The sequence below is a fragment of the Intestinimonas sp. MSJ-38 genome, assembly GCF_018917925.1.
Lineage (GTDB): Bacteria > Bacillota > Clostridia > Oscillospirales > Butyricicoccaceae > Pseudobutyricicoccus.
This window is the reverse complement of the sequence record NZ_JAHLPO010000032.1, coordinates 1-23,075: the sequence shown is the minus strand read 5'-3', so window position 1 is coordinate 23,075 and position 23,075 is coordinate 1. Positions and strand designations below refer to the sequence as shown.

The following is a 23,075-nucleotide window of genomic DNA, read 5'->3' as shown; positions in this document are numbered from 1 at the left end:
CTACGACCAGCTTCTTGAATTCCGGCGTGTATCGTTTGTTTGGTTTTCCTCTTGACATAATAAATCACCCCATCTGTTAGATAGTATATCATACTGTCTAACAAATGGGGTGCAGTTCAAATGGCCGGGGTTTTTGTTTATGATTTGGTACGGGATAGATTATTTCAGTTCCTGCTCCAGTGCATCAAATTCCGGGGTGGAGAAAAATTCGCCCAGCGTGATCTCCAAACCATCACACAGTTTTTTGATGGTCACTGTACCGGGATTACGGCTTTCACCGTTCAAAATGCTTTTTACCGTGGCTTGGGACACACCGGAAAGGTTGCTCAGTCCGTTGGGAGTGATGTGCCGCTGCTGACATAATTGCCGAATGCGAAAAACGATGGCTTCTCTGGTGTCCATGTGTCCCTCCTTCGTGATTTCCTGTTCTTTTTTGTATGATATGCCATTTGAGAAAAGAACATTGGTTATATTTCACTAACTGAGGGGGAGAAACAGCATCGCAAAAAATGGGTGTCTTTTCAGATCAAATAGCTGTTGATTGCCTTTATGCAGCAGAATTGTGTGGAACTTGGTTTTAAAGTCCGCATCTGTTTGGGGTGCAGCAGGCCGGCATAGTCGAGCGGGTATGGGGCATTTTTTGTTTACCCCCTTTCCTCTTTGTAAATTTTTCGTTATAATCAACATAGCAGTCCTGCATGGGCGGCGACAACCAAGTACCGAAAGGGGAAGAAGACGATGAAGCTCACCAGTTTTCTTAGGCAGAGTGGGGAAGAGCGAACCCGCAAAATCCTCACAGGAGGGGTCTATGGTACCATGCTCTTTTTGGCCGTGCCCTCCTTCCTCATGCTCATTTCCCAGGCATTGGCGACCACCTTTGACAATTGGTTCATTCTGAACTACGCCGACCTTAGTTCCAGCGGCGCCGTCTCTTACAGCATGCAGGCCTTCAATGTGATCTACAATGCCGGCATCGGTCTTTCGGTGGCCGGTACGGCCATCCTGGGCCGCTTCAATGGCCAGGGGGATTGGGAAAACAGCCGTCACTATACCCGGCAGTTTCTGGCCCTGATGTTCTGCCTTTCCGTGGCCCTGGGCGGTCTGACCTTCCTGCTTTCCGGCTTCTATGCCAATATGGCCCTGCCTGATCTGCGCCCCGGCGTGCGCCTCGCCATGCGGCTGTATGCCTTTTCTATTCCCTTCGCCTATTTCAACAACGCCTACTACGCTTTGAAGAACGCCGTGGGCAAATCGGAAGTGCCCTTTGCCTTCACCTTCCTCATGGTGTTTACCAAGGTGATCTGCAATGCCATCTTCGTGGCCGGACTGGGCCTGGGGGTCATGGGCATCGGTTTTGCCACCATCTGCTCTCATCTGGTGGTTTCTCTGGTGCTTTTGTTCGATGTGTTCTTCCGCAAAAATGGCATGCACCTGTCCTTCCGTCATTTCCGGTTTGACAAGGACGCCATCCGTACCCTGTTGACCGTGGGTATCCCTTCGGTGATCAACAACATGGCCATGTCGGTGGGATTCTGGCTCATCAACCTGGAAGCCATGAAATTCGGCACCACCCTGCTCAATTCCATCAATTTGGGGAACAATATCTCCAGCCTGATGTATAACCTGACCAGCTGCTTCGGCACCACTGTTACCACCGCCGTCAGCCTGAATCTGGGCGCCGGTCAGAACAAGCGGGCCAAGGCCTCAGCCGTGGCCTCGGTGGTGATGAGCACCATCGGCGGATTTTTGGGCATCGCTATCATCTATCTGTTCGGCGAGCCCATTACCCATCTGTTTACCAATGCAAACCCCGAAGTGCTGGAGGGTGCCCTCACCACCCAGAAGATCGCCGTTCTGGGCGCACCCACCTTTGGTGTGTGCAGTGTTTACTGCGGCGTGTTTATCGGCTTTGCCCGCACCAAGCTGCCCATTGCCATCAATGTGGCCCGGGTGTGGCTGCTGCGGTATGTGTTTATCCGGGTGGTGGAAAGCCAGCTGTTCCTGGAGACCATCATGGGCGGCCGGATTCATATCAATTACACCGTCATCCCCTGGGCCACGGTGTTCAGCAACACGATGACCGCTATTTTCGCCTATGTGGTGTACAAGACTCTCCGCTGGGAAGGCCAGCATAATTTCATTGTGAAAAAGTCCCATAGAGCCAAAGAAGGAGTTAAGAACTGATTTGAAAGAACTGGAAAATAACAACAAGGCCGGGATGCCCGGCGAAAGCTGTCCGGAGCGGGCGGCCCTGGTGGGGCTGCGGTGCACCGCCCTCGCCGATTTCGACCATTCCGATGAGGATACCATGGAAGAGCTGTCTCAGCTTTTAGAGACCGCTGGGGGAGAGTGCATCTTCAAGGCCATGCAGAACCGGCCCACCCCTGACCCCCGAACCTTCATCGGGGAAGGGAAGGCTCAGGAGATCGCTCAGCTGGTGAAGGCTAACGATGTGGAGCTTCTGGTGATGGACAACGAGCTGTCCCCCTCCCAAGCCCGGGCCTTGGAGGATATCATGGGCTGCCGGGTGATGGACCGCAGCGGCCTGATTCTAGATATTTTCGCCCAGCGTGCCCAGACACGGGAAGGCAAGCTCCAGGTAGAGCTGGCCCAGTACCAGTATTTGCTGCCCCGGCTGTCGGGCATGTGGACCCACCTGGTGCGCCAGACCGCTGGCGGCGGGCGCAGCCCCATCGGTACCCGCGGCCCTGGTGAAACCCAGCTGGAAACCGACCGCCGGCACATCCGCCAGCGCATTGCCCGGCTCCAGCGGGAGATCGAGAATGTGCGGCAGATCCGCTCCACCCAGCGTCGTCAGCGGGAAAAGCGGGAGGTGCCCCTGGTGGCCCTGGTGGGGTACACCAATGCGGGAAAATCCACCTTGCTCAACGCCCTCACCGGGGCGGAAGTCCATGCCAACGACCGGCTGTTTGACACCCTGGACCCCACCACAAAAAGCCTGCGTCTGGAAGACGGGCGGCAGCTTTTGTTTTCTGACACCGTAGGATTCATTCGAAAGCTGCCCCATCATCTGGTGGAGGCCTTCAAGGCCACCCTGGAAGAGCTGGTCTATGCCGATGTGCTCATCCATGTGGTGGATGCCTCCAGCGAGATCTGGGAGAGCCAGGCCCAGGTAGTGGAAAGCCTGATCGCCCAGCTGGGCGCCCAGGAGACCCCTCGGATCCTGGTGTTCAACAAGTGCGACAAGATCGCCCCGGACCTGGAGCCCCGGCAGACGGGTGCGCTGCATATTTCGGCCAAGAAGGGCATTGGCCTGGACCGGCTGCTGGATCGGATCGGGGAGACTCTGGACAGTGCCCAGCGGCAGGTGGAGTTCATTTTGCCCTATGATCGGGCGTCGGTGCTGGATATGCTCTATCGGAAGGCCCAGGTGAAGAAGGCCGATTATGTGCCCGAGGGCATTGCGGTCACCGTGCTCTGTGACGCCGCCGTGCTGGGACAGCTGAAAGAATGGGTTCCAGACTGGCGGAAGAAAGAAGAATGGGAAGAGTGAGCCAGATCCTTCGCTGCGGCGAAGGATCGCAAAAGAAACAGGCCCTATGGGAACTTGGTTCCCTGGGCCTGTTTCTTTGCTATTGGCGGCGTGTTATTTCGGCGTAAAGCCGAAATAACCATCATTCCGGAAGGTGACGCCGCCGATGTCTCTCGGGGAAAACTAAGTTTTTCCCCGACCTTTTTCGCGCCCCAGGCGGCTGTCCGGACACCGGACCGGCAGCAGGTATTCCCCTTGTTTCAGCCAGAATGCCATCATGGGAAACCCTCCTTTTCCACAAAAATGGTTGTAAAAAATGCCTATGCAACTTGGGGGAATTATAGCGCAATATGGTGAAAATAACAAGGAGCGCCAGGGAATTTTTCCCTCAGGCTAGGAAAATGGGCCGGGATGTGGTATGCTGAAAAAAAGAGCAAAGGGAGGAAATACCTGTGAGTTATTTGGACAAGGCAAAGGCGCTGGAGGAATACATGGTCTCCCTGCGGCGGCATTTCCATCAGCACCCGGAAAAGAGCATGGAGGAAAGAGAAACCACGGCCTTCATCATGGCCCAGCTCAATGAGATCGGCATTCCCCATCGGAAGCTGAGCCCTTCCGGGGTGGTGGCCGAGATTGCAGGAGGCCGTCCGGGAAAGACGGTGGCTTTGCGGGCCGATATGGATGCGCTGACCATTCAGGAGGAAACCGGACTGCCCTTTGCCAGTGAAGCAGAAGGGCTGATGCACGCCTGCGGCCATGACCTGCATATGGCAGGGCTGCTGGGAGCGGCCAAGCTTTTGTGGCAGGAGCGGCAGAACTTGGGCGGTAATGTGCGCCTGATCTTCCAGCCGGGCGAGGAAGTGGGCAAAGGCGCCAAGGCCGTGATCGAACAAGGCGGCATGGAAGGGGTGGACATGGTCTTTGGCATGCACAATATGCCCTCTCTGCCCGCCGGAACGGTGGCCGGGTCCGTAGGGCCGGTGTTTTCCGCCGCTGACTATTTCAAGATCACCATCCGGGGCAAGGCAGGCCATGGGGCCACGCCGGAGGATGCTGTCGACGCCACTGTGGCGGCCAGTGCTCTGGTGATGAACCTGCAGCCCCTGGTGAGCCGGGAGATCAGTTCTCTGGAAAGCCTGGTGATCACCGTGGGCCAGCTTCACAGCGGCACCCGGTTCAATATCATCTCCGGAGAGAGCGTGCTGGAGGGCACCGTGCGCAGCTTCGATCCCACCATCCACGACATGGTGCCGGTAGCCATGGAGCGGGTGGTGGAGGGCATCGCCCGGGCCTACCGGGTGGAGGCCAAATTGGAATATGACAAGGTGGCCAAGGCCTGCGTCAACGAGGAAGGCTTTACCGACCTTTGCCTGAAGAGCGCCGGGAAGGTGGCCCAGGTGGCCCCTGAAGGCCGTCAGATGATCGCTGAGGACTTTTCCGAGTATATGCAGCTGTGCCCGGGGGCCTTTTTCCTCTATGGCTCCGGCTGCGAGTATCCCCTCCACAGCGACCACTTTGCCGGGGATGAGCAGGCTTTGATCACTGCCTGCGCCATGTATGCCCAGGTGGCCGTGGACGCTCTCGGTCAGATTTAGCAAAAGAGAATCGCTGCAAGGGAGCGGGGCTTTTGCCGCTTTTTCGGCGGACTGAGAAATCCCCCGGGAGGAAACTTCCTCCCGGGGGATGTTTTATTGTCTTTCTTTTTCTGTGAGGGGAATGGGAGCGCCTTGATTTTCTTCAAACTCCCGGATGCATTGGCGAATCAGGTAAAGGATTTGTCCGTTCATGGAACGGCCCTCGTATTTTGCTACATATTTCAGCTTTCCATGAAGTTCCGGGTCAATTTCGATGCCCAGGTGTTTGTTCTCTTTGTTGCGCATGGTATCACCATAAAATCTTATCTCGTTTTTAGTATATTTTAAGATGATTTTATGATATGATGTTAATTGTATACTTAAAATAAGTATACTAAAAATGAAAATGAGGGATTATGATGGTTTGCACCTTTTTTGGGCATAGAGATGCTCCAGAAGAAGCGAAGAGAAGTCTTGAAATAGTTGTTGAAAATTTAATCAATCAGAAAGGTGTGGATTTGTTTTATGTAGGGAATCAGGGAAAATTTGATCAGATTGTTTGGAAAATTTTGGTACAAATGCGGGAGAAGTATTCCCACATTCGCTGTTTTAAAGTGCTGGCTTATTTTCCGATAAAAAGAATAGAGGATGAGGAAGATAGTATTTATCCGGAAGGATTGGAAAGCAAACCGCTCAAATTTGCGATTTCCCATCGCAATAGATGGATGATAGAACGATCTGATTATGTAGTGACCTATGTTCGATATGGGTGGGGAGGGGCGGCTCAAGCAAAAAATCTAGCTGAAAAAAAGGGAAAAAAGGTATTAAATTTGCCAGATAAATTGTGATATAAAAAGGCGGGGAAATTCCCCGCCAGTTACCAGTTAGTGGACCAGGACCTTATGTCCAGCCCAAAGTGTGATGAATATCACACCGTTATTACATTGTTGAGTTGCTATATTTGTTCATATGTTGAGTGTGTCGGCAGAATCACAGCTGGATGGGAACAGGGTCTGCGATCTCCAGCTTGTCCGGCTCCACATGGCAGGAGAGGGCCAGGAGCTGAACACCCTTGGCCTGGGCCTTTCGCAGCGTCTCCCCAAAGGCGGGATGGGTCACATCGTTGGGGGAGAAGGAGAGCACATTCTCCATCTGCACCACAAACACCGCCATGGCTTCATATCCCTCTTCTTTGCACCGGATCAGCCCTTCCAGGTGCTTGACGCCCCGCTGGGTGGGGGCATCGGGGAAATAGACCCGGCCTTCGCTTTCCAGGGTGCATCCCTTGACCTCCACAAAGGCAGGTTTTGTTCCCCCTTCGATGTAGAAATCGAACCGGGAATCCCCGTGGGTGGTCTCGGGGCGGATGCGGGGGTTTTCCCCGAACAGCCCGGAAGAGGGCGCCCACTCCCGGAACACCTGGTTGGGAGCGGCGCTGTCCATGTTGATGAGCTTTTCTCCCTTCCATACGGCGATCAGGTCAAACCCGGTGCGCCGGTTGGGGTTCTGGGCCTTTGCCAGATAGACCCGACAGCCGGGAATCAGCAGCTCCCGGCACCGGCCGGTGTTCTTTACATGGCACACTTCCTCTTTGCCCTCGATCTCCACATGGGCGATGAACCGGTTGGGACGGCGGAGAAATACTCCCTCCACCACCTGAGGATAGATCATTTGACAAGCTCCTTCAGATAGAGAATGGCCTTTTCATAGCCCTTGAAGCCCAGACCGGCAAAGGTGGCCTGGCAGGCCATGCCGGCATAGGAAATTTTCCGGAACTCCTCCCGCTGGGAGATGTCCGACAGGTGCACCTCCACCGCCGGGAGATTCACCGCTTTCAAGGCGTCCAGAATGGCTACGCTGGTGTGGGTGTAGGCGGCCGGGTTGATGACGATGCCGTCAAAAACACCCAGGGCCTGCTGGATCTTGTCCACGATGTCTCCTTCATGGTTGGACTGGAAGCATTCATGCTCCACTCCTGCCTTCTGACAGGCTTCATCGATAAAGCGCAGCAGATCCTCATAGCTTTCATTGCCGTAGATGTGCTTTTCCCGCACCCCCAGCAGGTTGATGTTAGGGCCGTTGATGATGAGCAGTTTCATAAAATACCTCCCGGAGCTTTTCCGCTCCTTCTTGTAGTGTGCCGGTGTTTTCCAATATGGCCTGGCTCACCTTGCGGTACAAAGGCTCCCGGGCCTGGTACATGGCTTGCAGCTTTGCAAGGCCGCCCTGGGACAGGGGCCGCCCTTCGGTGGGCAGGTTTTCCAGCGGCCGGCGCACCCATACGCACAGGCCATTCTGCCGCAGCAGACCCTGGTTTTCTTCCCGCAGCACCGTGCCGCCGCCGGTGGCCAGCACCAGTCCCTTTTCCCGGATGAAGTGCCGCAGGGCCTCTGTTTCTCTCCTGCGGAAGCCTTCTTCGCCCTCTTTCTGGAAGATCTCCGGGATGGAGCAGCCTGCCGCCTTTTCGATTTCTGTATCCAGATCCACAAAGCTCCGCCCCAGCTGCTGGGCACACAAGGCCCCCAGGGAGCTTTTTCCCGAGCCGGGCATACCACAGAGAATGAGGTTTGTCAGGGAAAGCTCCAGCTCTTTCAGAGCCTTTTCCAGTTTTTCTTCCGGGATATCTTCCCCGGTAAAGAACCGGGCCGCCGCCCAGGCCTGGGCGGCCAGCATGGGAAGCCCGCCGGAGCAGGGGAGATCCATATCCTCCACTTTCTGGATAAAGGCGGTGCGCAGAGGGTTATACACCGTATCCAGCGCCCCCTCCAGATGAGGGAACAGGCTGGGGTCCACGGCATATGCTCCCTCGTGGGGGAACATTCCCACCGGGGTGGTGTTGATGAGCACCTCGGTGTCCTGGTGCTCTTTCAACAGCCGTTCATAGGTCAGCTCTCCCCGGCGGGAAACCACCAGAACTTCCCGGGCTCCTTCTTTTCTGGCTGCGGCCTGGGCCGTCAGGCTGGTGCCGCCGCTGCCCAGGATGGCCACCTTTTTCCCTTTCAGCTGCACTCCGGCCCGCCTGGCCAGGTACAGTAGGCCATACAGGTCGGTGTTGTGGCCCAGAAGGGTGCCGTCCGGCTCTTTCCGCAGGCAGTTGACGCTGCCAATCTGCTGGGCTTCCTCTGTGAGGGCGGCGCAATAGGGAATGACGGCTTTTTTATAAGGAATGGTCACATTGACGGCGGAAAAATCCCTTTTTATGAGAAAAGGCTCCAGCTGCGGCTCGGTGAGGGGCCACAGGGCGTAGTCATATCCCCCCAGAGCCCGGTGGAGCTGGGGGGAAAAGCTGTGGCCCAAGGGGTTTCCGATCAGGCCGTAATCCGCCATGTTAAAACACCTCGCTGTAAGCGCCCAGGAAGGTGCAGGAGGGCAGATCCCGGCACAGAGTGCTCACCATATCCAGAACGGCCTGCTCCTGGAAGGAGCCAGAGAAATCGAAATAGAACATGAACTCGAAATCCTTGCCGGGGATGGGGCGGCTTTCCAGCTTGGTCAGGTTGAGCCCCAGAGCGGCAAAGCGGGCGATCAGCCCATGGAGGGAGCCGGGTTCATGGGGCAGGGTGAGCATCAGGCTGATTTTGTCCGAGCCGGGGAAGATCTCCAGGTTTTTGCCGATGCAGATGAAGCGGGTGTAGTTGTGGTCGCTGTCCTGGAAGTTTTCCAGAATGGGGGTCAGGCCATAGAGCCGGGCGCAGTTGAGAGAAGAAATGGCGGCGATATCCTTCCGGCCGCTTTCGGCCACATACCGTGCGGCGGCCGCCGTGTTTTCCATGACGGTGATCTTGATCTCCGGGTGCTCCTTGAGGAAGCGGGTGCATTGGTTCAGGCCCTGGCTATGAGAGCACACTTCCTTGATGTCCGAGAGGGCGGCGCCGGGATTTACGAGCAGAGCGTGATCCACCTTCAGCTTGATGGAGCGGACAATGTGGAAGTGATACTGCTTCATCAGGTCATAGACCTGGGTGACAGAGCCGGCCGAGCTGTTTTCGATGGGCAGGATGCCATAGGGGCACAGGCCCTTTTCCACCGCCTGGAACACCCCTTCAAACTGGTTGAAATAGAGGATGGAGGGCAGGGCGAACAGCTTGTCGCAGGCCTGCTGGGAATAGGCCCCTTCCACGCCCTGCACCGCCACCACCGCTTTTTTGGGGAAGAGGGCGGGGGTGTCCTGGAGGGCCTTGGCGATGTGCTCTTTCAGCGGGGTGTCCTGGGCCAGGGCGCGCCGCTGGCTGGAGCGGCTTACATCAAACAGGGTGTTCCACAAAAGCCGGGCATAGCTTTCGTAGTCCTCGCCCACCAGGTCGGACACCCGGGAGAGCACCTGCCGTTCCCGGGAGGGGTCCAGCACCTGTTTGCCGGTCTTGGCCTTTTGCTCGGCCACCTGCCGGGCAATGTCCATCCGCTGTTTGAAAAGTTGAGCCAGCTGTGTATCGATCTCATCGATCCGGCCGCGCAGGTCGGTCAGTTCCATGGTGTTTCATCCTTTCATTCCATCTGTTTTTTGATTGCCGTAAGTCATAAGCCACAGGTCGCAGAGTACCAGGGCGGTCACCGCCTCCACACAGGGCACCGCCCGGGGGAGGATGCAGGGATCGTGGCGGCCTTCGATGCGGAGGGTATCCTCACCGCCGGACAGCCGCACCGTCTCCTGGGGAAGGGCGATGGAGGGGGTGGGCTTGACGGCGCAGCGGAAGAGCAGGGGCATCCCCGAGGTGATGCCCCCCAGCACGCCGCCGTGGCGGTTGGTGCGGGTGCGCACCCGGTCCTTTTCGTCCCGGTAAAAAGGGTCGTTGTGCTGGCTGCCCCGCATTTGGGACGCAGCAAAGCCGGCCCCGAACTCCACCCCGCGCATGGCGGGAATGGCGAACAGCGCCCCGGCCAGCAGGTTTTCCACCCCCTGGAATATGGGCTCGCCCAGGCCGGGGGGCAGGCCGATGGCAGCGCCCTGAATGGTGCCGCCGATGCTGTCCCCTTCGCTCTTCACCTGGGCAATAAGGGAGAGCATTTTTTCTCCCGCTTCCTCGGACAGCACCGGGAAGCTGCGGCGGGAAGGGGTGAGCAGTTCTTCTTCAGTCAGGTCCACCGGGGAGAAGGGGGTATCCTCCACCTCCCCGATGGAAGAGATGTGTGCCCCTACCAGAATGCCCTTTTGCCGGAGAAACTGCATGGCCACTGCACCGGCAAAGCACAGGGGAGCGGTGAGACGGCCGGAAAAATGACTGCCGCCTCGGATGTCGTGGTACTGGCCGTATTTCACATAGGCGGCATAGTCGGCGTGGGAGGGCCGGGGAAGCTGGCGCATGGCTTCGTAGTCTTTGGAACGGGTGTCCTTGTTGTGGATCACGGCGCAGAGAGGTGCGCCGCAGGTAAAGCCGTCCACCAGGCCGGAAAGCACTTCCGGTGCATCGCTTTCCTTCCGGGCGGTGGCATAGGCCCCCTGGCCGGGAGCACGGCGGGCGAGGAAGGCAGACACTTCCTCCATGTCCACTTTCAGCCCTGCGGGCAGACCATCTATGGTCACGCCGATGGCAGGGGAATGGGATTGGCCGAACACGCTGATGCGCAGGCTATGGCCGAAGGTGGAGCTCATGGGTCTTTCCTCCTCTCTTGTTGTATTCCTCCCAGAAGCTGGGGTAGGATTTGACCACCGCCTGGGCCTGCTCGATCATCACCGGCTGCTGGCACAGGCAGGCGGCCACGGCAGCGGCCATGGCCATGCGGTGATCGCCGCCGCTATGAACTGTGCCGCCGCGCAGCGTGCCGCCCCGGACGATAAGGGTGTCTCCCTCACAGAAAGCCGTGCCGCCCAGATCCGCGATCATGCGGCAGATGGCGCTGAGACGGTCACTTTCCTTCAGCCGCAGGCGTCCGGCGTTTGTGAAACGGCTTTCGCCCTCACAGAAAGCGGCGGTGAGGGCCAGCACCGGGATCAGGTCGGGAATGGGAGCGCTGTCCGCCGTGACAGCCCGGAGAGCGCCTCGGGAGACGGTGAGGGCATCTCCATCCCAGGAGAGTATAGCGCCCATGTCCCGGAGGATATCGGCCACCGCCTTGTCCCCCTGGGAAGAGCGGGGAGCAAGACCGGAGACGGTCACCGGCCCGCCCAGGGCTCCGGCGCAGAGGAAGAAGGCCGCGCCGGACCAGTCCCCCTCGGCTGTGACCGGGCCGGGGCTTTGGCAGTGCTGCCCCGGGGCGACCCGAAAGCCCTGGGAGGTTTTTTCCACTGTGACCCCAAACTGGGCCATAGCCGAAAGGGTCATTTCCACATAGGGGGCCGATTGGAGAGGGGAGGTGAGAAGGATCTCACACCCTTCCGCCATCAGAGGGGCGGCCAGGAGCAGGCCGGTGATATACTGGCTGCTCACATCCCCCGGCAGGGTAAAGACGCCGCCTTTCAGCTTGCCCGAAAGGGTGAAGGGAAGGGATGGGGCGGAAAAGGCCGCGCCGTGCTCCATGAGCTGGGTCAGCAGCGGCTCCAGAGGTCTCTCCGGCAGCCGTCCCTCCCCGGAGAAGCGGGCCTCACTCCCCAAGGCCGCCGCCACCGGCAGCAAAAAGCGGAGGGTGGAGCCGCTTTCCCGGCAGAAAAGGGCGGGGGAGGGGGAAAAGTGCTCCGGCGGGGTCAGGCGGAAGTCTCCGCCCGGCAGAGAATCGATCTGGCACCCCAGGGCCCGCAGGCAATCCATGGTGACCAGGATGTCCACCGAGGGGGCGGGGATATGGAGCAAGGTGCTTTCCCGGCATAGAGCGGCGCACAGAAGCAGCCGGTGGGCGTGGGATTTGGAGGGCACCGCCTGCTCCCGCCCGCCCAATGGGGCGGGGGTGATGCAGATGTCCATGTTACCGCTCCCCCAGTCCGGCGGCGATGAAGCCTTCCAGGTCTTTCATGGGGATGGTCTCCCGGCAGCATTCGCCCATGCGCAGGGGCAGGATCAGGGTCAGGTTGTCGCCCCGGCGCTTTTTGTCCGACAGGGCGGCTTTGGCCAGGGCGGCGGCGTCATAGGGGCAGGCCGAGGGGAGATGGCAGGCGTCCAGGGCCTGGAGCAAAGGCGGGGTGCAGTTTTCCCGGGAATAGCCCAGGGAATAGGCGGCCCGGCACATGACCACCATGCCCATGGCCACGGCATGGCCGTGGGAAATGGAGTAGCCGCTGAGCTTTTCGATGGCATGGCCCACGGTGTGCCCCAGATTGAGCATCTGCCGCTTGCCCATGTCCCGCTCGTCCCCCTGGACGAAGTCCCGCTTGATCTCCACGCACCGGGCCACGATGTCGTCCATATCCCGGCGATCGACTCCCCGGGCAAAGGCGTCAAACAGCTCTTTGTCGGCCAGCAGGCCATACTTGATGCCCTCGGCGCAGCCGTCGGCAAAATAGTGGTCGGTGAGGGTGTCCAGAGCGGCGGTGTCGCAGATCACCAGCTCCGGCTGGCAGAACACCCCGGCCAGGTTCTTGCCCTGGGGCAGGTCGATGCCGGTCTTGCCGCCCACCGAGCTGTCGATGGCCGCCAGAAGAGTGGTGGGCAGCTGCACCAGGGGAATTTCCCGCAGATAGGTACCGGCGGCAAATCCCGCCACATCCCCGATGACTCCGCCGCCCAGGGCCAGCACCAGGTCGCTTTTGGTCAGGCCGTTTTCCGCCAGGAACTGAAGCACCTTGGTCCAGACGCCCAGGCTTTTGCTGTGTTCGCCGTGGGGGAGGATGAGGGTGCACAGGGAATACCCGGCGTTTTCCAGCCCGGCGGACACCTGGGAGAGATAGAGCCGGGCCACATTGTCATCGGTGACGATGGCCACCTTGCACCGGGGGTGCACCTGGGAGATCAGGCTCCCGGCCTTTTCCAAAAGGCCTCGTTCGATGTGGATGTTATATTGTTTGGAAGAATCAATGGATACTGTTTTCATCTTTTTCCACCTCTCAGAATGCTGTCCGACTCTTCTTTCTTTTCTCTGGCGTCCCGCAGCAGATCAAAAAGCCCTTCTTTGTCTCCGGTTTCCAGCAGGTTGGCGTAATGCTCCAGCCGCCCGGCCATGCCCCGGATCTCCTGGGTGAGAAATTCCCGGTTGTCCCAGAACAGCTCGGTCCACATGGTCTCGTTCAGCCGGGCCACACGGGTCATGTCCTGAAAACTGCCGGCGGAAAAACCGGAGAAATCCTCCGCCGTGGGGCTTTGGATGTAGGCGCAGGAGATCACATGGGCCAGCTGGGATGTGAGGGCGATGATCCGGTCGTGGGAGCGGGGATTGCTCCTGGTGATGCGCCCGAAGCCCAGGGAGAGGAAAAACCGGGCCGCTTTGTCATAAAGGGCGGGGTCAAAGCCTTCTCCCGGCGTGAGGATCATGGAGGCTCCCTGGAAAAGTCCGGCCTGGGAAAAGTCCCAGCCGCGGGTTTCCTTTCCCGCCATGGGGTGGCCTCCCAGATAGGGGAAGCCATACCGGCGGCTCAGCTCTTCCATGCCGGGCACCACTGCCATCTTCACCCCGCACAGGTCGATGACCAGCGTGCTTTGGGAAAGGTGCGGGGCCAGACGCTCCATTTCCTTCAATGTGGCCCCGGGATAGAGGGCGGTGAGGAGCACATCCAGCTGGGGAAGGACTTCCTCTGTCATGGGCCGGATGCCGATGGCTCCGGCCTTGTCCATCACCTGAGAATCCCGGTCCAGGCCGAAAACGGTGCAATCTGCCTCTTTTGCCGCCTGGGCCATGGAGCCGCCGATGAGCCCCAGACCCAGAACGCCGATCTTCTGAAAATCACCGGAAGGCATAGGGCAGAATCCCTCCCACTTTTTGCATCAGGGTATCGAAATTTTCCGGGGTGAGGGACTGGGGACCGTCACACAGGGCGTGGGCCGGGTCGTTGTGCACCTCGATGATCAGGCCGTCGGCCCCTGCGGCGGCCGAAGCCAGCGCCATGGAGGGCACCAGCTTGCTCTGGCCGGTGGCGTGGCTGGGGTCGATGATCACCGGCAGATGGGACAGGGAATGGAGCACCGGAATGGCCGAAAGATCCAGGGTGTTGCGGGTGTAGGTTTCAAAGGTGCGGATGCCCCGCTCGCAGAGGATGACCTGCTCGTTGCCCCCGGCCATAATGTATTCGGCGCTCATCAGCAGCTCCTGGAGGGTGTTGGCAAGGCCCCGCTTGAGCAGCACCGGCTTGCGCAGTTTGCCCAGCTCTTTCAGCAGGGTGAAGTTCTGCATATTCCGGGCACCTACCTGGATGATGTCCACATCCTCAAAGAGGGGAATGTGGGAGGCGTCCATGATCTCGCTGACGATGGGAAGGCCGGTTTCCTGCTTGGCCAGCAGGAGCAGCTTGATGCCGTCGCTCTGCAGACCCTGGAAGGCGTAGGGGGAAGTGCGGGGCTTGAAGGCGCCGCCGCGGAGCACCTGAGCGCCCGACTGCTTCACCGCCTTGGCCACCGCCACGATCTGCTCTTCGCTTTCCACCGAGCAAGGCCCGGCCATGACGCAGAAGTTTCCGCCGCCGATGCGGGCGCCGCCCACTTCGATCACCGTATCCTCCGGATGGAATTTCCGGTTGGCGTTTTTGAAGGGTTCCTGGATGCGTTTCACATCCTCCACAATGTCCATGGCCCGGATCACATCCATGTCCACTTTGGAGGTGTCGCCCACCAGGCCTACAATGGTCTGCTGGGAGCCTACGGAGATGTGAGGGGTGATGCCCATGCTCTGAAGCCAGGCGGTCAGACTGTCCAGCTGCTGCTGGGGGGCGTTTTTTTTGAGAAGCACTACCATTTTACAACAAATCCTTTCTCCTACGGCACAAAAAAACGGCCCCGCTGCGAATTTCGCTGCGGGGCCGCGCTGGCCTTGACTCAGGGAATCAACCGAGGCAGGGGCTTTTTACAGCAAAACTCAAATAAGCCTTATCAAAAAAGTTGATAAAGCTAAAGTAAAAGTAATATGCAGCTGTAAAAAGACGGCTGACCATGGTTTGTGATCTCCTCTGTTTTGTTCTTCTGATTGTAACATAACACACCGGTGGCCCGATGTAAAGGGGGAAAAGGGAAAAAAGCCTAAAAAAGCCGGAAAAGAGAGCGGAACAGCTCTTTGATATTGAGCAGAGTGATGAGCAGGAAGCACAGGATCTGCCACAGGGGCCACAGGGGAACCTCCCACAGCATCAGAGCGGCCTGGAGCACCACCAGGACGCAGGAAGGCAGGAATTTGTGCAGCCGCCAGGACACGGGAATGTATTTCCGGGTGTGAATGCCCCGCACCAGGAACATGAGCAGATAGCTGAGGCAGGTGGACAGGGCGGCGCCCATCACGCCCATGCGGGGGATGGTCAGCAGGTTCAGCCCGATGTTGAGGAAAGCACCCAGCAGCGTGGTGGTCAAAGTGTGAACGCTCTGCCGCTCCACCATATAGATGCTGCCCAAGAAGGTGGCCAGGCAGGAACAGGTGATGCCCAGCACCAGCACCGGGATATACCGCCAGGCGGAATAATAGGAGGGGGCGGCCAGCAGAGTGACCATGATCTTGGCCGTCATGATCAGGCCGGAGGAGCCCACCAGAGCCACGCACTGATAGGTGGCGAACACATTGGAGAAGAAGCGGCGCTGCTTTTGGGGGTCCTCGGAGACGATGGAGATCTGCCAGGCGTCGCCGAAGATGCCGGCCACAATGGACAGGATGTGGGGCACCTTGTTGGAGATGACATAGATGGCCACGGCGGCGCTGCCCACGGCATAGGTGCCGGGGAGGGACAGTTCCTGCTTGCAGGCATCGCCCACCACACCCATGATGTGGGTCACCTGGTTGGGCAGGTTGGCCGCGGCGCTATAAAGGTCGTTGAGGATGTACTCGATCATATACTGATCGCTCATGCTGACGATCCACACGCAGATCATGGTGGGGATCAGGGGCACCGAATAGCGCAGCATGGTGCGCCGGGTATCCCGGTCGATGTGGCTCAGGGAGAAATACCGGCCCAGGGAGGCCATGAACCACAAAAACAGGGTGGACAAAAAGTCGGACAGAATGGTGGCCAGCACATAACCGGCAATGCCCAGATCAAAGACCACCAGCAGCAGAATGTTGAAGCCGATGGTCATCAGAGTGCGCAGCACGCCGTCCAGGGCGAAGAGCTTGGTGTATTTCAGGCCCTGGACAAACTGGGCGCACACCGTGTGCAGTGCGCTCATCAGCACATAGAGGAACACCAGGAAGGTATAGCCCTGCACAAACTCCAGCAGAGAGAGGATGGGGGAGAGCAAAAGCAGCACACCGCCGCCGCAAAGCACCGTCACAAGCCCCATGGAGAAGATGCCTTTTTTGTTGCTTCCTTTCTGCAAGGCGAAGCGGATGACAGCGTTGGCAATGCCCGCCGACACCAGGGGCATTAGCAGGTTGCAGGCCTGGGTGATCAGGTTGGCCGTGCCGTATTCGCTCTGGGAGAGCACCCGGGTGTAGAAGGGCACCAGAAGGAACACCAGCACCTTGGAGCTGAAAGAACCAATGGCCAGAATCATGGTGGTGGAAAAAAGCTTTTTATAGGAGTTTCCCGAACCCATGCGTCAAACCTCCATTTCGTGATTTTATCAGTATAGCAAAAAAACCGGACAATTTATATAGCCTTTCGGGAAAAATGTCATTCTTATGAAAATACACAAAATAATGGTGGAAAAAAAGCCGCCGTCAGTGTATACTAAAATAATATGGGCCATCAGGAAGGCCCTTGCGCAGAACAAACGGAGGAAAAACGGCATGAAAATGAAACAGCTCAGCGTGTGGATGATGTTCACCCTGCTTTTTGCCATTCTCAGCGGGGCGGAAGTGATCCACATGATCTATCTGTGGGTCACAGGCGAAACCCCCAATGTGATCGGCTTTATCGCCGAGATCCTGCTCTTTGTGGTGGCGGCCTTCTTCTGCTGGGGCAGAGAGGACAAGCGCCGCCAGGAGGAAAAAAGGGCCGGTCCCCTGATTACCGAAGAACAGGCAAAAAAGATGAAAGAGGCTCCCCGGCATAAAGAGCCCATCGTCATCTGCCCCGAAGGCAAGCCCTATCTCATTATGGGCATTGTGTTCTATGTGTTCTTTTTGGGCGGTGTCACCTGGATGCTGCTGGATTTCACCTGGTTCCATTTCTTCATCGCCCTGTTTTTGGGCAGCGTGTGCATCTTCGATATCTATAAATATATGAAGATCAAAAACGACTTGTCCATCAAGGAAGCCCGGGAAGAACTGATGAAGCGGAAAAAGGCCGCCCGCCGGGAGGCCTTGCAGCGCCGCCGGGCCGAGGAGGAAAAGAAGCGGCAGCAGGAAGCACAGAAACAGCAGGAAGCTCAGAATCAGGAAAACGCGCAAACCGAAGAACAGGAATGAAAGAAAGCGGCCTTTTACTGAAAAAGGCCGCTTTTCCAGCTTGTGAAAGGGGAGAAAGCATATGAGCATGGCGGGGAAAAAGGTGCCCTTTGCAGAGGGGAAGGACGAATTTGTTGAGAAAAAAAGCCGGTTCATCGGTCATATCTTTCAGGTGACCAGCACCCAGCAGGCCATGGATCAGATCAAAAGAATGCAGAAGGAATTCTGGGATGCCTCCTGCGTGGCCTATGCCTACATCGTAGAGGAGGGCCAGGTGATGCGCTTCTCCGATGCGGGAGAGCCTCAGGGTACCGCTGGAATGCCCATTCTGGAGGTGCTGAAAAAAGAGGGGATCTTCGATGTGCTGTGCGTGGTGGTGCGGTATTTCGGCGGCATCAAGCTGGGGGCCGGCGGACTGACCCGGGCCTATGGCCACGGGGCCAAGATCGCCGTGGACACCGCCGGAGTGGCCGAGATGGTGCCCTTCCGCCAAGGGAGCATCCCCTGCGATTATTCCCTCTTTGAGACGGTGCGCAGCCTGATGCCCGCTTTTGACGCCCAGGAGGACGATGTGGAATATTCCGACCATGTGGTCATACACTTTTCCATCCCCGATGAAAAATTTGACGGCTTTGCCGCCCAGGTGGTGGACAGCACCTCCGGCCGGGTCAACCCTCAGAAGGGAGAAGTATCCCTGCGGGCCAAGCGGGTGAAATAAAGAAAAAATTTTCCCCGGAAAAGAAGGAAAACAGGTCTTTTTGGCGTATTATATAAAGGAAGGGGATGCCCTGTGATACGAAAACGACTGGAAGAGCTGGAAGAGCGCACCTTGCAGAAAGGGGCTTGTCTGGCAAGCGCATCCCGGGGACGGCTCAAGCCCCAGGAGGAATCCCCCAGCCGCACCTGTTTTATGCGGGATCGGGACAGGATCATCCATTCCAAGGCATTCCGCAGGCTGAAACACAAAACCCAGGTGTTTCTGTCCCCGGAAGGGGACCATTACCGCACCCGGCTGACCCACACCCTGGAGGTCTCCCAGATCTCCCGCACGGTGGCCCGGGGTTTGCGGCTCAACGAGGACCTGACGGAGGCCATCGCCCTGGGCCATGACCTGGGGCACACCGCCTTTGGCCACGCCGGAGAACAGGCGCTGCGGGAGGTGGTGCCCGGGGGCTTTGCTCACAACGAACAAAGCCTGCGGGTGGTGGATCGGCTGGAAAAGGGCGGTGAGGGCCTGAACCTGACCATGGAGGTACGGGATGGTATTCTGTGCCACACCGGCAAGAAAAAAGCCGACACCATGGAAGGGCGCATTGTCCATTATGCCGACCGGATCGCCTATCTCAACCATGACATCGACGATGCCATCCGGGGGGACATCCTCTCGCCCCAGGACATTCCGGCGTCTTTGCGCAGTGTGCTGGGCCAGACCCATTCCCAGCGCATCGATACTTTGGTCAACGGTCTTCTGACCTACGGAGAGGAAGAAGGGGAGATCGGCCTGCCGCCGCTTCTGGAGGAGGCCATGCTGGAGATGCGGGACTTTATGTTCCGCCATGTGTACCAGAATCCCCGGGCCAAGGGGGAGGAGCGGAAAGGGCAATGGGTGCTCACCCAGCTCTACCGGCATTTTTCGGAGAACGCCGACGATCTGCCCACCGATTATATGCAGATCGCCTTGCAGGAGGGGGCCGAGCGGGCCGCCTGCGATTATGTGGCCGGTATGACCGACCGCTTTGCGGTGGATGTGTTCTTCCGCCTGTATATCCCCCAATCGTGGAACAAATGAGCCAGAGCCTTCGCTGCGGCGAAGGCTGCCGGAAATCCCATGAAGGGATTTTCGGCATTGGCGGCGTGTTATTTCGGCCCAGTGCCGAAATAACCATCATTCCGGTAGGTGACGCCGCCGCTGGCTCTCGGGGAAAAACTAGGTTTTTCCCCGACCTTTTTCGCGTCTCCGACGGGGCTGGGTAGGGGCCAAGTGCCACAGAAAAGCCTTGGTTTGATTGCTTCGTGCGGGAGCACAATATGACAGCGGAGGCACTCCGCTTTCGCGCCCCAGGCGGGGTTGGGTAGGAGCCATGTGCCATAGAGAAGCCTTGGTTTGATTGCTTAGCGCGGGAGCACAATATGACAGCGGAGGCACTCCGCTTTCGCGCCCCGGGCGGGGTCGGGTAGGGGCCAAGTGCCGCAGAGAAGTTTTGATTTGATTGCTTCGTGCGGGAGCGCAATATGACAGCGGAGGCACTCCGCCAGCGTCACGCTGCTTCCCCGACCTTTTTCGCGTCTCCGACGGGGTTGGGTAGGGGCCAAGTGCCGCAGAAAAGCCTTGGTTTGATTGCTTAGCGCGGGAGCGCAGTATGGGTGCAGCGTCACGCTGCCGGAGGCACTCCGCCTGGACGGGAGGGAAGAAGATGGCGTTACCAGAAAGTTTTTTGCAGGAACTCACCGCACGATGCGACATTTATGACATCGTCAGTCGGTATGTGAAGCTGAAAAAAAGCGGCTCCAACTACTTTGGCCTGTGTCCCTTCCACAACGAAAAAACGCCCTCCTTCTCGGTGTCCCGGGATAAGCAGATCTACCATTGCTTTGGCTGCGGCGCCGGAGGCGGGGTTATCAACTTCGTCATGCAGATGGAAAACATGACCTTCCCCGAAGCGGTGCGTCATCTGGCCGCCCAGGTGGGAATGGAAGTCCCCGAAGACACCGGGCCCTCCTATGGGGAGAAGCGGAAAAGGCTCATTGCCCTGTGCACCGAAAGCGCCCGGTTCTATGTGGAAAAGCTTTATTCTCCCGAAGGAAAAGGGGGCCTTTCCTATCTTCTGGGCCGGGGCCTGTCCCCGGGAACTCTGAAGCATTTCGGCCTGGGCTTTGCACCTGACAGCTGGGACAGCCTGATTCATGCCATGACGGCGAAAGGCTTTACCAAAGGGGAAATGCTGGAATGCGGCCTTGTGGTGCAGAACAAAAGCGGCGGGGTCTATGACCGGTTCCGCAACCGGGTCATGTTCCCCATCATTGACATCCAGGGCCGGGTCATCGCCTTCGGCGGACGGGTGATGGACGATAGTATGCCCAAATATTTAAACTCCTCCGATACCCCGGTGTTCCAGAAAAGCCAGAATCTGTTCGCCATGAACTTCGCCAAAAAATCCAAAGGGGATTTTTTCCTTCTGGCCGAAGGGTATATGGATGTGATCGCCCTCCATCAGGCCGGGTTCCAAAGCGCCGTGGCCAGCCTGGGCACCTCCCTCACCAAGGAGCAGGCCCGGCTGATGGCCTCCCGGGGCAAGGAGCAGGTGATCATTTGTTATGACAGCGACGAGGCGGGAAAAAAAGCCGCCCAGCGAGCCATCGACTTGCTGACCCCCACCGGCCTCAAGGTGCGGGTGCTGCGTATGAGCGGGGCCAAGGACCCGGACGAATATATCCGGGAAAACGGTCCGGGAGCTTTCCGGGATCTGCTGGAGCGGTCGGACAGCGATATCCAGTACCGGCTCAGCGAGATTGCCGCCCGGTTCGATCTGGAAGAGACCGAAGATCGGGTGGAGTTTCTCCAGCAGGCGGCCTTGCTGCTCTGCGCCATCCCCAGCGCCGTGGAACGGGAGATCTTCTCTCGGCAGGCGGCGGAGAAGGCGGGAGTCAGCCCGGAATCCATGCTGGAAGAGGTGGAGCGGCAGCGGAAGCGCCGGGCCTGGCAGCAGAAGGCTAAGCAGGAACGGCAGGCCATGCAGCCCGCTCGGGCCGCCCAGCCCGCCGCCCGGGAGCTGCATTATGACAATGTGCGCTCGGCCCGGCGGGAGGAAGGGCTTGTGGCCCTGCTGTTTTCCCACGGGGAGCTTCTGGACCGGGTGTTCTCACGGCTGCAGCCAGAGCAGTTTTCCTCTCCCTTTTTGGGGAAGATCTATGAACTGCTTCTCAAGCGGCGGCAGCAAGGGGAGGAGACCAGCCTGGGGCTGTGCATGAGCCTGCTTTCCCCGGAAGAGGGAGAGACGCTGGCCAGGCTGGTGGCCAAGGAGCCGCCGGTGCAGGACCCCCAGCGGGCATTGGAAGATTATCTCTCGGTGATCGAGATGGAATATATCAAAAAGAAAAAGCAGACCGAAGAACAAGACGATGCTGCCCTTCTGGAGCTGGCCCAACGCCGACTCCGGCGGCAGCAAGAGCGTGGAGGAATGTAAGAATGGCGGAAGACAAGAACAAGAAGAACGACAAAAACCAGGAGGAGACCCAGAGCAAGCAGCAGATCATCAAGGCTCTGCTGGACAATGCCAAGAAAAGCGGCAAAATCACCATGAAAGAGCTGAATCTGGCCATTGACGAGCTGGAGCTGGACAGCAAGCAGCAGGATAAAATGATGGAGATGCTGGAGCAGATGGGCATCGGCATCGCCGTGGAAGAGGAAGACGGCCTGCCGGAAGTGCCCCTGATGGATATGGACGATCCGGACCTGCAGGAGATCCAGGACATCCACGAGGAAGAAGTGCCCGACGACACCGTTTTGGCGGAAGGTCTGGCCATCGACGATCCGGTGCGGATGTATCTGAAGGAGATCGGCAAGGTGGACCTGCTGTCCCCCGATGAGGAAATCGAGCTGGCCAAGCGGATGCTGGAAGGGGACGAAAAGGCCAAAAAGCGCCTGGCCGAAGCCAACCTGCGTCTGGTGGTGTCCATTGCCAAGCGGTATGTGGGCCGCGGAATGCTGTTCCTGGACCTGATCCAGGAGGGCAACCTGGGTCTGATCAAAGCGGTGGAGAAATTCGATTACACCAAGGGCTATAAGTTCTCCACTTATGCCACCTGGTGGATCCGTCAGGCCATCACCCGGGCCATCGCCGACCAGGCCCGCACTATCCGTATCCCGGTGCATATGGTGGAGACCATCAACAAGGTCATCCGTGTGTCCCGTCAGCTGCTTCAGGAGCTGGGCCACGATCCCTCTCCCGAGGAGATCGCCGACGAGATGGGCATCCCCGCCGACAAGGTACGGGAGATCATGAAGATCGCCCAGGAGCCGGTGAGCCTGGAAACCCCCATCGGCGAGGAAGAGGACAGCCATCTGGGCGACTTCATCCCCGACGACGATGCTCCCGAACCGGCAGAAGTGGCTTCTTTCACTTTGCTGAAAGAGCAGCTGGTAGAGGTGCTCAAGACCCTGACCCCCCGGGAGGAAAAGGTGCTGCGCCTGCGCTTCGGCATTGAGGATGGCCGCACCCGCACTCTGGAAGAGGTGGGCAAGGAGTTCAATGTGACAAGAGAACGCATCCGCCAGATCGAGGCCAAGGCCCTGCGGAAACTGCGCCATCCCTCCCGCAGCAAAAAGCTGAAAGACTTTTTGAATTGATGCTGAGAAAATAAAACCCCCTGCACAGCAGGAGAGCTTTCAGACTGTCGAAAAACCTATATAACGAAAAGGGTCGTCCGCCCTATCCCTATCAGTCCGCAAAAAGCCGCCCCAAAAGGGCGGCTTTTTGCACTTCTCAAGGGCGGGGCGCCCCGCTGGTCCGGTGTCCGGACGGCCATACTTTCTTTGCTTTTCTGCGTACAACCGGCCCGGCGCGAGAGCGCAGTATGGGAGCGGCGGCTCGCCGCCAGCGCGGGAGCGCAGTATGGGAGCGGAGGCACTCCGCCAGCCCCTTGCAAAAACTCGAAAAAGTGGCCTAAGCCACTTTTTCGACACG

General features: G+C 58.4%; 21 protein-coding genes. 9 read left to right on the top strand and 12 right to left on the bottom strand.

All coding sequences use genetic code 11. From position 1 onward, the window contains the following. Positions 1 to 159 precede the first annotated feature (159 nt). A complete protein-coding gene (locus tag KQI26_RS13895; protein WP_118426642.1) occupies positions 160 to 402 on the bottom strand; it encodes a helix-turn-helix domain-containing protein in 243 nt (80 codons plus the stop codon). A 336-nt stretch (positions 403 to 738) separates the two neighbouring features. Between KQI26_RS13895 and KQI26_RS13890 the strand changes: the two genes are divergently transcribed. From KQI26_RS13890 to KQI26_RS13880, 3 genes are all read left to right on the top strand, one after another. After that, the gene (locus tag KQI26_RS13890; RefSeq protein WP_118747469.1) at positions 739 to 2,184 is read left to right on the top strand and encodes an MATE family efflux transporter; all 1,446 of its coding nucleotides are present in this window, start codon (positions 739 to 741) and stop codon (positions 2,182 to 2,184) included. 1 nt (position 2,185) lies between these two features. Beyond that, positions 2,186 to 3,514 (top strand): GTPase HflX, encoded by a 1,329-nt coding sequence (hflX, locus tag KQI26_RS13885; RefSeq protein ID WP_253292872.1) that lies wholly within the window; start codon positions 2,186 to 2,188, stop codon positions 3,512 to 3,514. Positions 3,515 to 3,945: 431 nt separating this feature from the next. Beyond that, positions 3,946 to 5,088 carry an amidohydrolase gene (locus tag KQI26_RS13880; protein ID WP_216504873.1) on the top strand — a complete coding sequence of 381 codons (1,143 nt, stop codon included), beginning with the start codon at positions 3,946 to 3,948 and terminating at the stop codon, positions 5,086 to 5,088. Positions 5,089 to 5,181: 93 nt separating this feature from the next. Here the strand turns inward: KQI26_RS13880 and KQI26_RS13875 are convergent, their stop codons facing one another. Next, positions 5,182 to 5,373 (bottom strand): hypothetical protein, encoded by a 192-nt coding sequence (locus KQI26_RS13875; RefSeq protein ID WP_216504872.1) that lies wholly within the window; start codon positions 5,371 to 5,373, stop codon positions 5,182 to 5,184. Between the two features lie 110 nt (positions 5,374 to 5,483). Here KQI26_RS13875 and KQI26_RS13870 point away from each other — a divergent pair, with 110 nt between their 5' ends. Beyond that, entirely contained in the window at positions 5,484 to 5,915 is a 432-nt protein-coding gene (locus KQI26_RS13870; protein ID WP_216504871.1) for a hypothetical protein, read from the top strand. A gap of 142 nt (positions 5,916 to 6,057) precedes the next feature. Here KQI26_RS13870 and sfsA read toward each other — a convergent pair whose 3' ends face one another. From sfsA to KQI26_RS13820, 10 genes are all read right to left on the bottom strand, one after another. After that, the gene (sfsA, locus tag KQI26_RS13865; RefSeq protein WP_216504870.1) at positions 6,058 to 6,738 is read right to left on the bottom strand and encodes a DNA/RNA nuclease SfsA; all 681 of its coding nucleotides are present in this window, start codon (positions 6,736 to 6,738) and stop codon (positions 6,058 to 6,060) included. Continuing rightward, a complete protein-coding gene (gene aroQ, locus KQI26_RS13860) occupies positions 6,735 to 7,166 on the bottom strand; it encodes a type II 3-dehydroquinate dehydratase (protein WP_216504869.1) in 432 nt (143 codons plus the stop codon). Before aroQ ends, sfsA begins: the two co-directional genes overlap by 4 nt. Further along, a complete protein-coding gene (locus KQI26_RS13855) occupies positions 7,138 to 8,394 on the bottom strand; it encodes a shikimate kinase (protein ID WP_216504868.1) in 1,257 nt (418 codons plus the stop codon). The genes aroQ and KQI26_RS13855 overlap by 29 nt, the downstream gene beginning before the upstream one ends. Before the next feature lies 1 nt (position 8,395). Beyond that, complete coding sequence (locus KQI26_RS13850) at positions 8,396 to 9,538, bottom strand: bifunctional chorismate mutase/prephenate dehydratase (protein ID WP_216504867.1); 1,143 nt, start codon at positions 9,536 to 9,538, stop codon at positions 8,396 to 8,398. A 6-nt stretch (positions 9,539 to 9,544) separates the two neighbouring features. Further along, entirely contained in the window at positions 9,545 to 10,657 is a 1,113-nt protein-coding gene (gene aroC, locus KQI26_RS13845) for a chorismate synthase (RefSeq protein WP_216504866.1), read from the bottom strand. Beyond that, positions 10,635 to 11,903, bottom strand: coding sequence for a 3-phosphoshikimate 1-carboxyvinyltransferase (gene aroA / locus KQI26_RS13840; RefSeq protein WP_216504865.1), 1,269 nt, complete (start codon positions 11,901 to 11,903; stop codon positions 10,635 to 10,637). The genes aroC and aroA overlap by 23 nt, the downstream gene beginning before the upstream one ends. A 1-nt stretch (position 11,904) precedes the next feature. Continuing rightward, positions 11,905 to 12,966 carry a 3-dehydroquinate synthase gene (aroB, locus tag KQI26_RS13835; protein WP_216504864.1) on the bottom strand — a complete coding sequence of 354 codons (1,062 nt, stop codon included), beginning with the start codon at positions 12,964 to 12,966 and terminating at the stop codon, positions 11,905 to 11,907. Then, positions 12,963 to 13,826 carry a prephenate dehydrogenase gene (locus KQI26_RS13830; RefSeq protein ID WP_216504863.1) on the bottom strand — a complete coding sequence of 288 codons (864 nt, stop codon included), beginning with the start codon at positions 13,824 to 13,826 and terminating at the stop codon, positions 12,963 to 12,965. Before KQI26_RS13830 ends, aroB begins: the two co-directional genes overlap by 4 nt. Next, positions 13,813 to 14,817 carry a 3-deoxy-7-phosphoheptulonate synthase gene (aroF, locus tag KQI26_RS13825; RefSeq protein WP_216504862.1) on the bottom strand — a complete coding sequence of 335 codons (1,005 nt, stop codon included), beginning with the start codon at positions 14,815 to 14,817 and terminating at the stop codon, positions 13,813 to 13,815. Before aroF ends, KQI26_RS13830 begins: the two co-directional genes overlap by 14 nt. A gap of 281 nt (positions 14,818 to 15,098) precedes the next feature. Further along, complete coding sequence (locus KQI26_RS13820) at positions 15,099 to 16,598, bottom strand: lipopolysaccharide biosynthesis protein (RefSeq protein WP_216504861.1); 1,500 nt, start codon at positions 16,596 to 16,598, stop codon at positions 15,099 to 15,101. Between the two features lie 193 nt (positions 16,599 to 16,791). Between KQI26_RS13820 and KQI26_RS13815 the strand changes: the two genes are divergently transcribed. From KQI26_RS13815 to rpoD, 5 genes are all read left to right on the top strand, one after another. After that, a complete protein-coding gene (locus tag KQI26_RS13815; protein WP_216504860.1) occupies positions 16,792 to 17,412 on the top strand; it encodes a hypothetical protein in 621 nt (206 codons plus the stop codon). Between the two features lie 61 nt (positions 17,413 to 17,473). Then, the gene (locus KQI26_RS13810; protein WP_216504859.1) at positions 17,474 to 18,109 is read left to right on the top strand and encodes a YigZ family protein; all 636 of its coding nucleotides are present in this window, start codon (positions 17,474 to 17,476) and stop codon (positions 18,107 to 18,109) included. 72 nt (positions 18,110 to 18,181) lie between these two features. After that, entirely contained in the window at positions 18,182 to 19,180 is a 999-nt protein-coding gene (locus tag KQI26_RS13805) for a deoxyguanosinetriphosphate triphosphohydrolase (protein ID WP_216504858.1), read from the top strand. Positions 19,181 to 19,805: 625 nt separating this feature from the next. Further along, positions 19,806 to 21,575, top strand: a complete 1,770-nt coding sequence (gene dnaG / locus KQI26_RS13800; RefSeq protein ID WP_216504857.1) for a DNA primase — start codon at positions 19,806 to 19,808, stop codon at positions 21,573 to 21,575. Between the two features lie 2 nt (positions 21,576 to 21,577). Next, positions 21,578 to 22,738, top strand: a complete 1,161-nt coding sequence (rpoD, locus tag KQI26_RS13795) for an RNA polymerase sigma factor RpoD (RefSeq protein ID WP_118747485.1) — start codon at positions 21,578 to 21,580, stop codon at positions 22,736 to 22,738. The last annotated feature ends 337 nt before the right edge of the window (positions 22,739 to 23,075 follow it).

Bases quoted from the DNA above. Each gene is read 5' to 3' on its own strand.
- aroF (WP_216504862.1), bottom strand. From the start codon at position 14,817: ATGGTAGTGCTTCTCAAAAAAAACGCCCCCCAGCAGCAGCTGGACAGT.
- KQI26_RS13875 (WP_216504872.1), bottom strand. From the start codon at position 5,373: ATGCGCAACAAAGAGAACAAACACCTGGGCATCGAAATTGACCCGGAA.
- KQI26_RS13815 (WP_216504860.1), top strand. From the start codon at position 16,792: ATGAAAATGAAACAGCTCAGCGTGTGGATGATGTTCACCCTGCTTTTT.
- sfsA (WP_216504870.1), bottom strand. From the start codon at position 6,738: ATGATCTATCCTCAGGTGGTGGAGGGAGTATTTCTCCGCCGTCCCAAC.
- KQI26_RS13830 (WP_216504863.1), bottom strand. From the start codon at position 13,826: ATGCCTTCCGGTGATTTTCAGAAGATCGGCGTTCTGGGTCTGGGGCTC.
- aroA (WP_216504865.1), bottom strand. From the start codon at position 11,903: ATGGACATCTGCATCACCCCCGCCCCATTGGGCGGGCGGGAGCAGGCG.
- KQI26_RS13895 (WP_118426642.1), bottom strand. From the start codon at position 402: ATGGACACCAGAGAAGCCATCGTTTTTCGCATTCGGCAATTATGTCAG.
- KQI26_RS13890 (WP_118747469.1), top strand. From the start codon at position 739: ATGAAGCTCACCAGTTTTCTTAGGCAGAGTGGGGAAGAGCGAACCCGC.
- rpoD (WP_118747485.1), top strand. From the start codon at position 21,578: ATGGCGGAAGACAAGAACAAGAAGAACGACAAAAACCAGGAGGAGACC.
- KQI26_RS13820 (WP_216504861.1), bottom strand. From the start codon at position 16,598: ATGGGTTCGGGAAACTCCTATAAAAAGCTTTTTTCCACCACCATGATT.
- KQI26_RS13810 (WP_216504859.1), top strand. From the start codon at position 17,474: ATGAGCATGGCGGGGAAAAAGGTGCCCTTTGCAGAGGGGAAGGACGAA.
- KQI26_RS13870 (WP_216504871.1), top strand. From the start codon at position 5,484: ATGATGGTTTGCACCTTTTTTGGGCATAGAGATGCTCCAGAAGAAGCG.
- KQI26_RS13855 (WP_216504868.1), bottom strand. From the start codon at position 8,394: ATGGCGGATTACGGCCTGATCGGAAACCCCTTGGGCCACAGCTTTTCC.
- aroQ (WP_216504869.1), bottom strand. From the start codon at position 7,166: ATGAAACTGCTCATCATCAACGGCCCTAACATCAACCTGCTGGGGGTG.
- KQI26_RS13850 (WP_216504867.1), bottom strand. From the start codon at position 9,538: ATGGAACTGACCGACCTGCGCGGCCGGATCGATGAGATCGATACACAG.
- dnaG (WP_216504857.1), top strand. From the start codon at position 19,806: ATGGCGTTACCAGAAAGTTTTTTGCAGGAACTCACCGCACGATGCGAC.
- aroB (WP_216504864.1), bottom strand. From the start codon at position 12,966: ATGAAAACAGTATCCATTGATTCTTCCAAACAATATAACATCCACATC.
- aroC (WP_216504866.1), bottom strand. From the start codon at position 10,657: ATGAGCTCCACCTTCGGCCATAGCCTGCGCATCAGCGTGTTCGGCCAA.